Origin of the sequence: Streptomyces sp. TSRI0281 (assembly GCF_001905125.1) — a bacterium.
Taxonomy (GTDB): domain Bacteria; phylum Actinomycetota; class Actinomycetes; order Streptomycetales; family Streptomycetaceae; genus Streptomyces.
In genome coordinates this window covers 346,019-359,907 of the sequence record NZ_LWLE01000023.1, presented here as the reverse complement: position 1 = coordinate 359,907, position 13,889 = coordinate 346,019, and the positions used below count along the sequence as shown (strand labels likewise).

Sequence of the window (13,889 nt, the reverse complement as noted above, 5' to 3'; positions counted from 1 at the left end):
TGAGCCGCCGTTCCCCCCGGGGGGCCCCTTTCGGACGCCCCGTACCCCTGCGGTTCCCGGTCGCGGCCGGGCCGCGGAACAGGACTGCTCAGGGTGGGACGCGGTTACGGCCCCGGAGGTTGCCTGCCGGGCACGTGAGAGATGATGGAGCGGGACGAATCGGCTCCGCCCTCGACCGAGCCCGGAGCCGTGCCGCCGTCCCTCCGTCGCCGTCCCGGCCACCGCAGTCCGGGACCTGTTCACCGTTCCACCGTTTCAGGGAGAGCCGTCATGGCACCGCGAATCCTGCTCGCCCGGCATGGCCAGACCCAGTGGTCCGTCCAGGGCAATCACACCGGCAGGACGGACATCCCGCTCCTCGACTCCGGCCGCGCGGGCGCGAAGCTGCTCGGTGCACGGCTGCACGAGGAGCCCTGGGCGGGGCTCCCCGGGGTGGAGGTGCGGACCAGCCCGCTCGTCCGGGCCGCCGAGACCTGCGAGATCGCCGGGTTCGGGGAGCGGGCCGAGCCGTGGGACGCGCTGATGGAGTGGGACTACGGGGCGTACGAGGGGCTGACCCCGGCGCAGATCCGGGCGGACCGTCCGGACTGGCTGATCTGGCGCGACGGTGTGCCGGAGGGGGAGACGACGGCGGAGATCTCCGCCCGCGCCGACGAGATCGTCGACTGGGCGCGCTCGGCGGACCGGGACGTCCTGGTCTTCGCCCACGGGCACATCCTGCGGGCGCTGGGCGCGCGGTGGCTGGGCGAGGACGTGTCCTTCGGGGCCAGGATCAGGCTGGATCCGACGTCGCTGTCGGTGCTGGGGTGGGCGTACGGGATGCCGGCGGTGGAACGCTGGAACGACACGGGCCACCTGCACCACTAGCCGCGGCGCCCACGTTCCAGCCGGTCCGGCGTGCCCCCCAGCCGGTCCCGGGCGTCCACTTTCAGCCGGTCCGGCGTTTGAGGACGGAACCTTTGTGCCGGGGCGGGCGCACCTTGGCGGTCGTGGGTGTCCACTTTCAGCCGGTCCGGCGTTTGAGGACGGAACCTTTGTGCCGGGGCGGGCGCACCTTGGCGGTCGTGAGTGTCCACTTTCAGCCGGTCCGGCGTTTGAGGACGGAACCTTTGTGCCGGGGCGGGCGCACCTTGGCGGTCGTGGGCGTCCACTTTCAGCCGGTCCGGCGTTTGAGGACGGAACCCTTGTGCCGGGCGGGGCGCACCTTTGTGGTCCTGCGGGGCCGGGTGGGCGCGCCCGGAACGTGGGGTGGCGCCGGGCTGGGTGGGTGCGTCCGGAACGTGGGGTCGCCGGGCGCCGGACCGGGTGGGCGCGTCCGGAACGTGGGGTCGCCGGGCGCCGGGCGGGCTGAATGGGCGCGCCCGGAACGTCTCAGTGGTGGGTGCGGTCCGCGTGGCGGGTCAGGAACGTGGCCACCCCCGCCGCCCCACCCCGCGGCTCCAGCACCCGCGCCGCCCCCGCCAGCATTCCCCGGATCCGGGAGGAGCGGACCCGGTCCAGCAGGTCCAGCGCCTGGTGGCCCGTCGCCGCCGCCTCGTCGGCCAGGCCCGCCCGTGCCAGGTCACCCGTCAACTGCGCCCGGTACAGCGCCAGGTTCCTGGTGAAGTGCGCGTCCTGGAGCGCCACCGCACGCCGCCCGTGCCGGGCCGCCCGGGACCAGTCGCCCAGCGCGGACCAGCACTGCGCCTCCAGCAGCTCCATCTCCGCGTCCCGGAAGAAGGTCATCCACTCCGGATCCGCGGCGGACGGCCCCCGCTCGAACGCCGCACGGGCCCGCCCGATCGCCCGGTCGCACCCCGTCCGGTCGCCGAGCCCCGCCCGGCCCCCCGCCTCCCGCAGCGCGAGCAGCGCCAGCAGCCGGGGCGAGCCGAGCGCGCGGGCGGCCCGCTGTCCGGCCTCCGCCGCCCGGACCGCCTCCCGGGGCCGCCCCGTGTCCCGCGCCAGGAACGACGCGTTGCAGAACGCGTGCGCCTCCAGCGCCGCGTCACCGGCCAGCCGGGCCATGGCGAGCGCCTCCGCGTAGTGCGAGCGCGCGTCGTCGAACCGGCCCGAGTCATGGGCCAGCCACCCCACCGAGATCGCCAGCTCACCCGCTCCCGCGTGCAGCCGGTCCGCGGTGGCGCGCCGGGTCGTGGCGCCGGAGTCCAGCAGCGCGTACGCCGCCCGCAGCGGCTGGCCCGCCCGCCGGTAGAGCCCGTCGCCGCCGTGCCGGTCGTCCAGCAGCCGGATCTGCCGCACCGCCTTCTCGACGGCGGCCACCTCCGTCTCGCCGACCCGGCGCTGCGCGGGCAGGAAGACCGGGGCGGCAGCCGCGCGGGTGCCGTCGAAGCTCAGGGACGCGGCCGCCACCGTGGCGGTACCGCTCGTCATGAACACGCGACGCAGCACGTCGCTCTCCTCGTCGATGTCGATGTCGCCGCGGCCCGTGGCGGGCGGGGGAAGGGACGGGGTCGGGGGCACGGGCAGGGGTGAAGAGGACGAGGGCGCCGGGACCGTGTCGCGCGCCCCCCTCCCACGCACAGCCTCACGGGCCGAGAACCCCAGGTCGGCCAGGGACGACCCGGGGAACATGTGCAGGAAGACCCGTTCGTACGCGTAGTTGGGACAGCGGATCTCGCCGGACTCCACGCGCCCGATGTACCGGGCGTCGCACGCGACGTGTTCGCCGATCTCGCGGGCGGCCCTGCGGACGGCCGCCGCGAACTCCCCCGCCGAGCGTCGGCCGCGCAGTTGGCGGAAGACGACGTTGGGAACTGGCCCTGTCGACACCATGGCTGGCCCTCTCCAGTGCGGCCGGGCTCCTGGTTCAGGTGTCCCGGCGGGGCAAGAACGTACCTGGTGTGACGAACCGCATACACAGGGTTTCCCTACAAAAGGGATAACTCCCCCCTGATCCGCCATGAACTGCCACCCTTTGCGGCGGCGTGGCGCCGTAGCCCTTGACGCTGTCGGCGCGTTGGACACATGGAGACGGAGTGCGGCTCCGTTCGGCGATGAGAGGAGGGGTTCCCTTGCTGCATCTCGGCTCGGAGACCGGCTCACGTACGACCGCGACGAACTCGACGGGCACGACGACGAACCCGACGGCCGAGGCAGCGAACCCGACGGGCGCGGCGGCCGATCCGGCGGGCACGGCGACGCATCCCACGGGTCCGGCGGCGACTTCGCCCCACCCCGCGGACGGATCCGCCGAGGAACCCTGCGACCTGGTCACCGTCCCGTCCCGCCAGGGCCTGGAGGCCGTGGACATCCTGCGCCGCGGCGCCGACCAGGAGCCGGTCGGCCCGGTGCTGCACGACGGCACCTGCGACACCCTGGGATTCCTGGTGCCACCGGGCACCGCCGAGGCGTGGGACGTACCGGGCAGCGCCTGTACGTCCACGAACGGCCGCGGGCTGCGCATCCCCGCCGAGCCGCCCGTCTCCGGCTCCGGCTGGCTGCTGCCGCCCGCCGACGACGCCCCGGTCACCGACCCGGCCGCGCTCCGGGCCGCGCTCGACCAAGCGGCCCGGGTGATCGAAGCGGCCGACAACTGCAGCTGAGCCCATAATGGCCGGAAGGGCGGATCTGCCGCCGTTGCCGGTACCCCGGGACCCCATCAGCGAGGATCAGCGAACGTGGCACGTCGAGGAGCGCCGGCCGGGGGCGCACGGAAGGGTTCCGCGCGCAAGCAGGAGCGCCGGGCCGGCAAGGGAGAACGGGCCGGGACGTCCCAGGCGGTGGACGGCGGCCTCGCCGAGCTGATACCCGACCGGGAACGGCCCCACGGCTGGACCCTGCTGCTGGACGGCGCCCCCCAGTCGCACGTGGACCTCGACGACCCCACGTACCTCTCCTTCGAGTACCAGCGCAGGATCGGCCACATCATCGACCTCGCCGCCCCCGCGCAACAGCCGCTGCACGTCCTCCATCTGGGCGGCGGCGCCTTCACCCTCGCGCGTTACGTCGCGGCGACCCGCCCCCGCTCCACCCAGCAGATCGTCGAGGTCGACGCCGCCCTCGTCCAACTGGTGCGCGGGGAGCTCCCGCTGGACCCGCAGGCCCGGATCCGGGTCCGCGCCACGGACGCCCGCGCCGGGCTCGGCAAGGTCCAGGACGGCTGGGCCGACCTCGTCATCGCCGATGTGTTCAGCGGGGCCCGTACCCCCGCCCATCTCACCTCCGCCGAATTCCTCGCCGAGGTGCGCCGGGTCCTGAAGCCCGGTGGGCAGTACGCCGCCAACCTCGCCGACGGGCCGCCGCTGGCCCATCTGCGCGGCCAGATCGCCACCGCCGCCGCCGTCTTCCCGGAGCTGGCGCTCGCCGCCGACCCGACCGTGTGGCGCGGCCGGCGCTTCGGCAACGCGGTGCTGCTCGCCTCGGACCTGCCGCTCGCGGTCGCCGAACTGACCCGCCGGGTCGCGAGCGATCCGCACCCCGGCCGCGTCGAACACGGGCGGGCGCTCGCGGACTTCACCGGAGGCGCCGCCGTCGTCACGGACGAGGCCGCCAAACCGTCCCCGGCCCCGCCACCCTCGGCCTTCACATAACGCCGGGGACGCGTACGCCCGCACGCGGCCCGGCACGCCGCCCGCTCCTTCGCGATCCCCGCGCACACCCGGCCCCGCGCACCCGGCTACGGGTCGACGATCTGGACCGTCGGCGGATGACCGTTCCAGGTGCAGAACACCGAGTACGTCGCCTCGCCCCCGTCATTGAAGTTCACCCGGATCCAGGCCTCGTTCGTCCAGACCTGCATCGACCAGCCCGGTTCCGGGGTCGCCGAGACCAGTTTCGCCGCGTCGCTCCCCAGCTCGAAGACGACCCGGCCCCCGTCCGTGCGGTACCCCTTCACCTCGCCCGCGGGCGCCGATGTCTTCGCCCCGGCGCCGGACGGCTGCCGGGACGGCCGGGCGGACGGCGGCGACGACGTGGCGTCGGGGCCCGAGGTCTCCGGATCGGTGGTGCGCGGCGACGGGGGAGGCGCGGCCCGGTGCGTCGAGGACGACACCGGCTCCCGGTCGGCCTCTCCGGTCCCCTCGGAGGCCGACGTGCCCACCGCGATCGGAACGGCGCGCGGAGGGTCGTACGCCGTCCCCGCCATCACCGTGTGCACGCCCCACCACGACAGCGTGACCGCCGCCCCGGTGGCGAGCGACCACGCGATCGCGTGTACGAGTCCTCGTTGCATCCGGGACATCCTGCACCACCCGGGCCCGTGCTGTCCCCGTACCTCCGGCGGCGGGACCGGGGGCCGTTGAATGGCGTACGGTGCCGCCCATGGCAAGTGTGCTCGTGGTCGAGGACGACCAGTTCGTACGTTCCGCCCTCATCCGGCACCTCAGTGAGGCCGCTCATACGGTACGGAGTGTGGGGACCGCGCTCGAAGCGCTGCGCGAGGTGGCGCACCACGGCTTCGACGTGGTCATCCTCGATCTCGGACTGCCCGACCTCGACGGCGCCGAGGCGCTGAAGATGCTCCGGTCCATCACCGACGTACCGGTGATCATCGCCACCGCGCGGGACGACGAGAGCGAGATCGTACGGCTGCTCAACGACGGCGCGGACGACTACCTGACCAAGCCGTTCTCGGTCGAACACCTCTCGGCGCGGATGGCCGCCGTGCTGCGCCGCTCGCGCGCCTCGGGCGGTGAGGCGCCGCCGCCCAGGGTCATCCGGGTCGGCGGGCTCGCCATCGACCCGCTGCGCCGCCAGGCCGAACTGGACGGCACGGCCATCGATCTGACCCGCCGTGAATTCGACCTGCTGACCTTCCTCGCGGGGCGGCCGGGCGTCGTCGTCCCGCGCAAGGAACTGCTGGCCGAGGTCTGGCAGCAGTCCTACGGCGACGACCAGACCATCGACGTCCATCTGTCGTGGCTGCGCCGCAAGCTGGGCGAGACCGCGGCCCGCCCGCGCTATCTGCACACCCTGCGCGGCGTCGGCGTGAAACTCCAGCCACCGGCCCCGGAGCCGCCCGCATGAGATGGGCCCTGGTCAGGGTCTGTCTGGCGGTCACCGCCATGGTCGCGATCGCGTTCGCCGTGCCGCTCGGCCTCGTCGTCAAGGAGATGGCCAGCGACCGGGCCTTCTCCGACGCGGAACGGCAGGCCGCCACGATCGGGCCGACCCTCTCCATCACCACCGACCGCAAGGAGCTGACCCGGGCCGTCCTGTCCACCGAACCGGGCGACGAGGGACGGCTCGCCGTCCATGTCCCGGCCGCCGACGGGCCGGGGCGCCGGGCGCTGGAGATCGGCACCCGGCGTGCTCCGCGCGAGGACGTGGAGACCGTACGGAAGGACGGGCGTGCCTCCATCACCGCGGTGCGGGGCGGCTCCGCGCTGCTCACGCCCGTCGCGCTGGGCTCCGGGGACATCGCCGTCGTCGAGGTGTTCGTGCCCGAGGACGAGGTCTCCCACGGGGTGGCCACCGCCTGGCTGATGCTGGCGGGTGTCGGCATCGCGCTGATCGTCGGCTCGGTGGCGGTCGCCGACCGGCTCGGCGTACGCATGGTGGAGCCCGCCCAGCGGCTCGCGGGCGCCGCCCAGGACCTGGGGGAGGGCAGGCTCGGGACCAGGGTCCCGGAGGAGGGGCCCACCGAACTGCGGTCCGCCGCCGTGGCGTTCAACTCGATGGCCGACCAGGTCGTCCAGCTCCTGGCCAACGAACGGGAACTGGCCGCCGACCTCTCGCACCGGCTGCGCACCCCCCTCACCGTGCTCCGGCTCAACGCCGCCTCGCTGGGCGAGGGACCGGCCGCCGAGCAGACCCGGGCCGCGGTCGAGCAGTTGGAGCACGAGGTCGACACGATCATCCGTACCGCCCGCGAACAACGCCCGCAGACCCAGGGCGTACAGAAGGGTGCGGGCGCCGGCTGCGACGCGTCCGAGGTGATCCGGGAGCGGATGGGCTTCTGGTCGGCGCTCGCCGAGGACGAGGGGCGCGAGGTGCGCCTCGCGGGAGTGGAACGTACGGTACGCATCCCGGTCGCCCGGCCCGAACTGGCCGCCGCCCTCGACGCGTTGCTCGGCAATGTCTTCCGGCACACCCCCGAGGGCACCGCCTTCGCGGTCGATGTGCACCACAGCGGTGACGCGGTGATCGTGCTGGTCTCGGACGCGGGTCCCGGGATCGCCGACCCGGAGGCGGCCCTGGCCCGGGGTTCCAGCGGCCGGGGCGGGGCGGCGGGCGCGGTGGGTTCGACCGGACTCGGCCTGGACATCGTGCGCCGGGTCGCCGAGGCCACCGGTGGCGACCTGCGGATCGGCCGTTCGGTGCTCGGCGGTACGGAGGTCCGGATCTGGATCGGGCTGCACGGGAGCCGGCCGGAGCGGGGCGGCCGGGGACACGGGCGACGGGTGGGCCGGCAGCGACGCGGGAAGATCCGCCGGAACGCGGAAGTCCGGGGCACCCGCGGCCCGGGGCCGAGCCGCTGACCCGCGAAGACCCGCACCCCGGCCCACCGTCGACCCGCGAAGACCCGCCCCCCCGGGCCACCGCCGCCACCGCCGCCACCGCCGCCCCGCACCATTAACCCGCGCCGATGGGTCCCTTAAGTCCGCCCTAAGAACCGCAACTCCGGACCGGATCGCCCCCTTTGTCGGAATCGGTGCCGCTAGCGTGCTCCCGCAGCCCCCCACCGCCCGCGCGCTCCGGCCGGTCCCCATCCCCCCACCCCGGCCGGGGCGCGCGCCCCGTCCCCGCCGGCGTGCGTTTCCGGGGCACCGGCTCGGGCCCCTCCCGGCTCAGGCCGCCCGGTTCACCGCCGAGAGCACGGCCGTCACCGAGGCGGTCAGCACGGACGTGTCCTGGCCCGCACCCCAGCACCGCCGCCCGCCGACCAGGCACTCCACGTACGCCATCGCGGGGCTGCCCTGGCCCCGCCCCGTCGCGTGCTGCGTGTAGGTGAGGATCTCGACCTCGATCCCCGCACCGGCCAGCGCGTGCGTGAACGCCGACACCGGGCCGTTGCCCGTGCCCTCGTAGTCGCCCTCGCGCAGGCCGTCGTCCGTCCGGAGCGTGCAGATGAAGCGGTGCTCACCCGTCGGGCCGCGGTCCGCCGTCCAGGAGGTGAGGGCGACCGCGCCGTCCCGTCCCGGCGTCAGATACGTCGCCCCGAACAGCTCCCACAGATCCTTCGGGGTGGCCTCCAGCCCGCTGTCGTCCGTGGCCGCCTGCACCGCACGGGAGAAGTCGGCCCGCATCGCGGCCGGCAGGTCCACGCCGTAGTTGCTGTGCAGCAGATGGGCGATGCCGCCCTTGCCGGACTGGCTGTTGACCCGGATGATTGCCTCGTAACTACGGCCCACGTCGGCCGGGTCGATCGGCAGGTACGGTACCGACCAGAGCGCGGAACCGCTCGTCTCCTGGTGGGCCAGGCCCTTGCTGATGGCGTCCTGGTGGGTACCGGAGAACGCGGTGTAGACGAGGTCGCCGCCGTACGGGTGGCGCGGCGGCACCGGCAGCCGGTTGCAGTGCTCGACCGTGCGGCGGATCTCGTCGATGTCGGAGAAGTCGATCATCGGGTCGACCCCCTGGGCGTGCAGGTTCAGCGCGAGGTTCACCAGGTCCACGTTGCCCGTGCGCTCCCCGTTGCCGAACAGGCAGCCCTCCACGCGCTGGGCGCCCGCCAGCACGGCGAGTTCGGCGCAGGCCACCCCCGTACCGCGGTCGTGGTGCGGGTGCACCGAGAGGATCACCGAGTCCCGCCGGGCCAGGTTCCGGTGCATGTACTCGATCTGGTCGGCGTACACGTTCGGCGTCGCGATCTCCACCGTGGCCGGGAGGTTGTGGATCACCGGCCGGTCGGGGGAGGCGTCCCACAGCTCGGTCAGGCTGTCGCAGATCTCCAGGACGAAGTCCGGCTCGGTGAGGATGAAGACCTCGGGGGAGAACTCGAACCGGATGTCCGTGTCCGGCGCTGCCGCCGCGAGCCGCGCCATCTGTGTCGCCGCCTCCCGGATCACCCCGTGCACCTCGGCCCGGCTGCGGCCCAGCACCACCTCGCGCCAGACCGGCGCCGTCGGGATGTACAGGTGGACGACCGCGCGGTCCATCCCCGCCACGGACGCGAAGGTCCGCTCGATCAGGTCGGCCCTGGCCGGGGTGAAGACGACGGGGGTGACGTCGCCGGGCACCGCCCCGCTCTCCACCAGATGCCGTACGAAGTCGAAGTCCGTCCGGCTCGCGGAGGGGTAGCCGACCTCGATCTCCTTGAACCCCATCGTCACCAGCAGGTCGAACATCCGGCGCTTGCGCGGGGTGTCCATCGGTTCGGCCAGCGCCTGGTTGCCGTCCCGCAGGTCGACCGGCACCCACAGGGGTGCCTGCTCGATCCGGGCGTCGGGCCAGCGACGGCCGGTCAGGGGCAGTTCGACGCGGTCGAAGGCGGAGCGGTAGCGGTGCGAGGGCATCTCGCTGGCGCGCTGCGGATTCCAGGCGGGCGCGCCGGCCGGGACGGGGCCGCGTGGCGTACGGAGGGTGGGGAAGCCATGCATCGTGGACGTGGATCCGGAGATGGGGCCGGACGTGGGGCCGGACACGATGTCGGAGGTGGGGCCGGGCATGACGTCGGAGGTGGAGTCGGGCAGGAAGCCGGGCGTGACGTCGGACATGGAAACGGTCTCTTCTCGGGTCGCCGGACGCGACCGGCACAGCACGGCACCCCGCGGCGGGGTGCCGGTCGCTTCAGGCCCCGCCGCGGCAGCCGAGAAGAAGGAGACCGCTGAGCGTCATGCCGGTACAGTAGCCACCGAACAAGTCCTCAGACAACCTGACAGGTGAAACCCGTGTCCTCGCCCGGTCCGCTCGGCCGCCCCCTCGGCCCGCTCCGCCCCAGTCCCCTCGTCGAGCAGGCCACGGACCACCTGCGCGAGCAGATCACCGGCGGACAGTGGCCGGTCGGCACGAAGATCCCCGGCGAGACCACCCTTGCCAAGACCCTCGGGGTCGGCCGCTCCACGGTCCGCGAGGCCGTGCGCGCCCTGGCCGCGACCGGGCTGGTCCAGGCCCGGCAGGGCGCCGGGGTCTTCGTCATCGCCGATCGCCCGCACGAGGACTGGCCCACGCGGCTGCGCCGGGCCGCGGTCACCGATGTCTACGAGGTCCGGATGATCGTCGAGGTCGAGGCGGCCCGGCTCGCCGCCGAGCGCCGCACCGAGGACGACCTCGTCGCCCTGGACGGGGCGATGGCGGCCCGCCGGGCGGCGAGCGGCCGGGGGGACGCGGAGTTCGTCGACGCGGACATCGCGCTGCACCGGGCGGTCGTGGCCGCCGCCCACAACCCCGTACTCACCGATCTGTTCGCGGAGTTCGCCCCCGCCCTGCGCCAGGGCCTGATCGACCTCGTCGACCTGCTGGACCTGCGCACCGCCCACCCCGGCCACGGCGAGGACACCCACGCCGCCCTCGTCCGGGCCGTGGTCGCGGGCGACGCGCAGGAGGCGGCCCGGACCGCCAGGGCCGAGCTGGAGGCCACCCTCGACATGCTGCGGGGCGCCTGATCCGGTGCCCCGCAGCACCTGGACCGGGGGCCTACCGGGACTGCCACTCCTGCGCGTACTCATCGAAGATCGCCCGTAGATGGTGGCCGATCTTCAGGTAGTCCAGGTCGTCCAGGTTGGCCAGCGACACCCGTACCGACCACTCCGGCCCGTCGAAGCCGCCGCCGTTCAGCAGTACCACCGAGGTCTGCTCGGCCAGCCGGAACAGCGGGTCGACCGGTTCGTAGTTCTTCTCCAGGAAGTCGGCGAACGGCTTCCCGTGGACGCGTTCGGCCTCCGCGAGCAGGTCCAGTTCGATGTAGTACGCGGCCCGCTCGGGGTCCTCCGAGATCTTCATGTGCACGCCCTCCAGCAGGAGTTCCAGGCGCTGACGCACGATGGCACGGATGCGGTGCTTGTACGCCTGGCCCTCGTCCAGCATGTCGAAGAGCGAGAAGAGCGACATCATCACCTGGTGGGGGAGCGACAGCCCGGCGGTGTGGTTCAGCGCCACCTGCCGGGAGTCCGCGACCAGCCGGTCGATGAACGTGATCTTCTCCGGCTCCAGCGACAGCGTCCCGTACCGCTTGTTCAGCCGGGCCTTCTCGTCCGGGCCCTGTGCCGCCAGCATCGCGTCGATCACGTTGTCGTCGTGCAGCCCGATCACCCCGAGCCGCCAGCCCGTGGCGCCGTAGTGCTTGGAGTAGGAGTACACGAGGATCGTGTTGCGCGGCAGATCGGCGGCGAGCGAGCGGAAGCCCTCCACGAAGGTGCCGTACACATCGTCGGTCACGATGATCAGATTCGGGTTCTGCTCGGCGACGATCGACATGATCTGCTCGGAGACCCTCGTGGAGAGCGCCAGCGAGGGCGGATTGCTGGGATTGACGCAGCAGACCATCTTCACCGTCGGGTCGGCGAGCTTGGCGATCTCCTCCGCCGGGTAGCGCCACTGACGCACCCCGGTCTCCGTGAACAGACTGGCCTCGACACGGACCACGTCGAAGTCGTACGTGTCCAGCTCCGGGATCTCCAGGTACGGGGTGAACACCGGGACCATCAGGGCGATCCGGTCACCCTTCCTCAGAATCCCGTTCTTCAGCAGCGAGTCGAAGATGTAGCACATCGCCGCCGTGCCGCCCTCGGTGGCGAACAGGCTCAGGTTCTGCCCGGCGGGCGGCCGGTGGTCGAACATCTCGTCCGCGACGTACCCGCGCACGATCTGCTCGGTGTGACGCAGAATCCGGCCGGGTACCGGGTAGTTGTCGCCGATCGAGGAGTCCGCCAGCTCGTGGACGAAGGCATCGGGGTCGAAGCCGAACCGCTTGACCGCCAGATCCACACTCGCCTTGAGCAGTTCGATGCCGGGCAGCTCCGGGTGCGTACGGGTGAAGTGCTCGAAGCGCTCCGCGCAGCCGACCTCCTCCGGCATACCGCCCAGGTTGTCGGCCGTCCACACCCGGCGGGACTCGGAGATCGCGAAGTAGCCCAGCGCGTGGTATGCCTCGCGGGGGCCGGTGGCCACCCAGTTCGGGTTGCCGCGGCCCGCGTTGAGCATGGCCCGGGTCGTCTTGCCCTTCTGGCCGGGCTTGTCGCTCTGCGCCGACTGGGCGATCGTGATGAATTTGTCCTTCAGCTCGAACGGGCTGAGCTGGGCGAAGGAACGGATCTCTTCGCGGCTGGGGGTGGTCTTGGGCATGGTGGTCTCCGCTCCCGTGCGTTTCAGTGGTTGAGGATGACGATCACGGCGCCCCACACGGTCAGCAGGACGTTGCCGACGGCGTAGGGGATGGTGTAGCCGAGCGTGGGGATCTGCGACTTCGAGGTTTCGTTGACGGCGCCGATCGCAGCCGTGGTGGTCTGGCCACCGGCCAGCACACCCATCAGGATCGGGAACCGGATCTTCTGGATGTAGTGCCCGACCAGGAAGCCGACGATCAGCGGTACGACGGTGGCGACCGCCCCGAGGACGAGCAGCCCCCAGCCGGCCGTGGACAGTCCGCCGGTGAAGCTCGGCCCGGCGTTGATGCCGACCACCGCGACGAAGAGACACAGCCCGAGCGTGTCCATGAACCACTGGGCGCCGGGCGGCACATTGCCGTACGTCGGGTACTTGGCGCGGATCCAGCCGAAGACCAGACCCATGATCAGGCCGCCGCCCGAGGTGGACAGCGAGATCGGCACCCCGCCCGCGGTCAGCGCCGGGATGCCGAGACAGCCGCCGAGGAAGATACCGAGGCCGACCCAGATCATGTCGGTGGCGAAGCTCGTCGGGACGGGCTTGCCGATCTCCCTGCCCGCCGGGCCGACGAGCCGTTCGGGACCGGTGAGGATCACCGTGTCGCCGCGCTCCAGCTTCGTGGACAGCCGGTAGGGGAATTCCGTGCCGGCCCGGTACAGCTTGTCGAGGTAGACGCCGACCATGAACGGCTCGCGCCGCAGCTCCTCGACGGTCCGGCCGAGCTGGGCCTTCTCCGAGGCGACGACATGCAGCGTCTCGGTGCGGTAGCCGAGCAGTTCGACGTCGTCGGCCTCGGCGCCGATGTGCGTACGGGCGTCGAAGTCGACCAGGTCGTGGCGCAGGGCGCTGACCGCGAGGGTGTCGCCGAGCGCCAGGGCCCGTTCCTGGTCGTGCTCCAGCACCGTGCCGCCGCGGCGGACACCGGTGAGGTAGACGCGTCGGCCGAGCTCCTTCTGCTGGTTCTCGAAGTCCTCGACGGTGCGGCCGACGAGGTCGGGGCGCTGGACGGTGTACGCGCGCAGCACCACCTCGTAGTAGCCCTCGCCCTCGTCGGGGCTCTCGTTCGGGGCGTCCAGCTCGGCGGCGAGCTCGGCGCTCTCGGTGGCGAGGTTCCTGCGGTACAGCCGGGGCAGCACATTGGCCAGCAGCATCGCGCACAGGATCGTGCCGAGCGGATACGTCACCGCGTACCCGACCGCCACCAGGTTCTCCTGGGTCTTCACCTCGGCGGAGGAGAGGCCGGGCAGTGTCCCGATGGCGTCCTGGGCGACACCGATGGCGGCCGACTGCGTGAGCGCCCCGCTCATCAGACCGGCCCCCAGCCCGGGACCGTAACCGAGCAGTGAGGCGAACAGCCAGGAGACCAGCAGCCCGGTGACGCAGACGACGACGGCGTTGACGACCTGGGGCAGGCCGTCCTTCTTGAGGCCGCGGAAGAACTGCGGGCCGACCCGGTAGCCCAGGGCGAACAGGAACATGATGAAGAAGAGGTTCTTCACCGTGTCGTCGATCTGCACCTTGAACTGGGCGCCGAGCACCAGCCCGGCGACCAGACAGCCCGTCACCGCGCCGAGCGCGATCGCCTTGTACCGGACCTTGCCGAGCAGGAAGCCGAGCGCGATGACGACGAAGACGAGCAGTTCGGGATGGGGCTGGAAGATGTTCCGGTTGAGGAAATCGATCAC

Annotated in this window: 11 protein-coding genes; 6 read left to right on the top strand and 5 right to left on the bottom strand. The window is 72.6% G+C overall.

Annotated elements, in window-relative coordinates:
• Positions 1-270 precede the first annotated feature (270 nt).
• Positions 271-867 carry a histidine phosphatase family protein gene (locus tag A6A29_RS26610; protein ID WP_073723541.1) on the top strand — a complete coding sequence of 199 codons (597 nt, stop codon included), beginning with the start codon at positions 271-273 and terminating at the stop codon, positions 865-867.
• Between the two features lie 504 nt (positions 868-1,371).
• Here A6A29_RS26610 and A6A29_RS26605 read toward each other — a convergent pair.
• Positions 1,372-2,772 (bottom strand): transcriptional regulator, encoded by a 1,401-nt coding sequence (locus A6A29_RS26605; protein WP_073723540.1) that lies wholly within the window; start codon positions 2,770-2,772, stop codon positions 1,372-1,374.
• A 239-nt stretch (positions 2,773-3,011) separates the two neighbouring features.
• Between A6A29_RS26605 and A6A29_RS48215 the strand changes: the two genes are divergently transcribed.
• Together A6A29_RS48215 and A6A29_RS26595 are read left to right on the top strand one after the other, a co-directional pair.
• A complete protein-coding gene (locus A6A29_RS48215) occupies positions 3,012-3,542 on the top strand; it encodes a hypothetical protein (RefSeq protein WP_198953276.1) in 531 nt (176 codons plus the stop codon).
• A 75-nt stretch (positions 3,543-3,617) separates the two neighbouring features.
• Positions 3,618-4,529 (top strand): spermidine synthase, encoded by a 912-nt coding sequence (locus A6A29_RS26595; RefSeq protein ID WP_073723539.1) that lies wholly within the window; start codon positions 3,618-3,620, stop codon positions 4,527-4,529.
• Positions 4,530-4,615: 86 nt separating this feature from the next.
• Here the strand turns inward: A6A29_RS26595 and A6A29_RS26590 are convergent, their stop codons facing one another.
• Positions 4,616-5,170: a hypothetical protein gene (locus A6A29_RS26590; protein ID WP_073723538.1), complete on the bottom strand. Its 555-nt coding sequence runs from the start codon at positions 5,168-5,170 to the stop codon at positions 4,616-4,618.
• A gap of 89 nt (positions 5,171-5,259) precedes the next feature.
• Here A6A29_RS26590 and A6A29_RS26585 point away from each other — a divergent pair, with 89 nt between their 5' ends.
• A complete protein-coding gene (locus A6A29_RS26585) occupies positions 5,260-5,964 on the top strand; it encodes a response regulator transcription factor (RefSeq protein WP_073723537.1) in 705 nt (234 codons plus the stop codon).
• On the top strand, positions 5,961-7,418 hold the full coding sequence (locus A6A29_RS26580) for a sensor histidine kinase (protein WP_073723536.1): 1,458 nt from the start codon (positions 5,961-5,963) through the stop codon (positions 7,416-7,418). The genes A6A29_RS26585 and A6A29_RS26580 overlap by 4 nt, the downstream gene beginning before the upstream one ends.
• A 309-nt stretch (positions 7,419-7,727) precedes the next feature.
• Here A6A29_RS26580 and leuA read toward each other — a convergent pair whose 3' ends face one another.
• Positions 7,728-9,479, bottom strand: coding sequence for a 2-isopropylmalate synthase (gene leuA, locus A6A29_RS26575; protein WP_198953308.1), 1,752 nt, complete (start codon positions 9,477-9,479; stop codon positions 7,728-7,730).
• A 291-nt stretch (positions 9,480-9,770) separates the two neighbouring features.
• On the opposite strand from leuA, the gene A6A29_RS26570 reads away from it, so the two are divergent.
• On the top strand, positions 9,771-10,484 hold the full coding sequence (locus tag A6A29_RS26570) for a FadR/GntR family transcriptional regulator (RefSeq protein ID WP_073723535.1): 714 nt from the start codon (positions 9,771-9,773) through the stop codon (positions 10,482-10,484).
• A gap of 31 nt (positions 10,485-10,515) precedes the next feature.
• Here A6A29_RS26570 and A6A29_RS26565 read toward each other — a convergent pair whose 3' ends face one another.
• Both A6A29_RS26565 and aspT read right to left on the bottom strand, forming a co-directional pair.
• Positions 10,516-12,162 carry a bifunctional aspartate transaminase/aspartate 4-decarboxylase gene (locus A6A29_RS26565; RefSeq protein WP_073723534.1) on the bottom strand — a complete coding sequence of 549 codons (1,647 nt, stop codon included), beginning with the start codon at positions 12,160-12,162 and terminating at the stop codon, positions 10,516-10,518.
• 23 nt (positions 12,163-12,185) lie between these two features.
• Positions 12,186-13,889 carry an aspartate-alanine antiporter gene (gene aspT, locus A6A29_RS26560; protein WP_073723533.1) on the bottom strand — a complete coding sequence of 568 codons (1,704 nt, stop codon included), beginning with the start codon at positions 13,887-13,889 and terminating at the stop codon, positions 12,186-12,188.

Bases quoted from the DNA above. Each gene is read 5' to 3' on its own strand.
- A6A29_RS26610 (WP_073723541.1), top strand. From the start codon at position 271: ATGGCACCGCGAATCCTGCTCGCCCGGCATGGCCAGACCCAGTGGTCC.
- A6A29_RS26605 (WP_073723540.1), bottom strand. From the start codon at position 2,772: ATGGTGTCGACAGGGCCAGTTCCCAACGTCGTCTTCCGCCAACTGCGC.
- A6A29_RS26590 (WP_073723538.1), bottom strand. From the start codon at position 5,170: ATGCAACGAGGACTCGTACACGCGATCGCGTGGTCGCTCGCCACCGGG.
- A6A29_RS26585 (WP_073723537.1), top strand. From the start codon at position 5,260: ATGGCAAGTGTGCTCGTGGTCGAGGACGACCAGTTCGTACGTTCCGCC.
- A6A29_RS26580 (WP_073723536.1), top strand. From the start codon at position 5,961: ATGAGATGGGCCCTGGTCAGGGTCTGTCTGGCGGTCACCGCCATGGTC.
- leuA (WP_198953308.1), bottom strand. From the start codon at position 9,479: ATGCATGGCTTCCCCACCCTCCGTACGCCACGCGGCCCCGTCCCGGCC.
- A6A29_RS26565 (WP_073723534.1), bottom strand. From the start codon at position 12,162: ATGCCCAAGACCACCCCCAGCCGCGAAGAGATCCGTTCCTTCGCCCAG.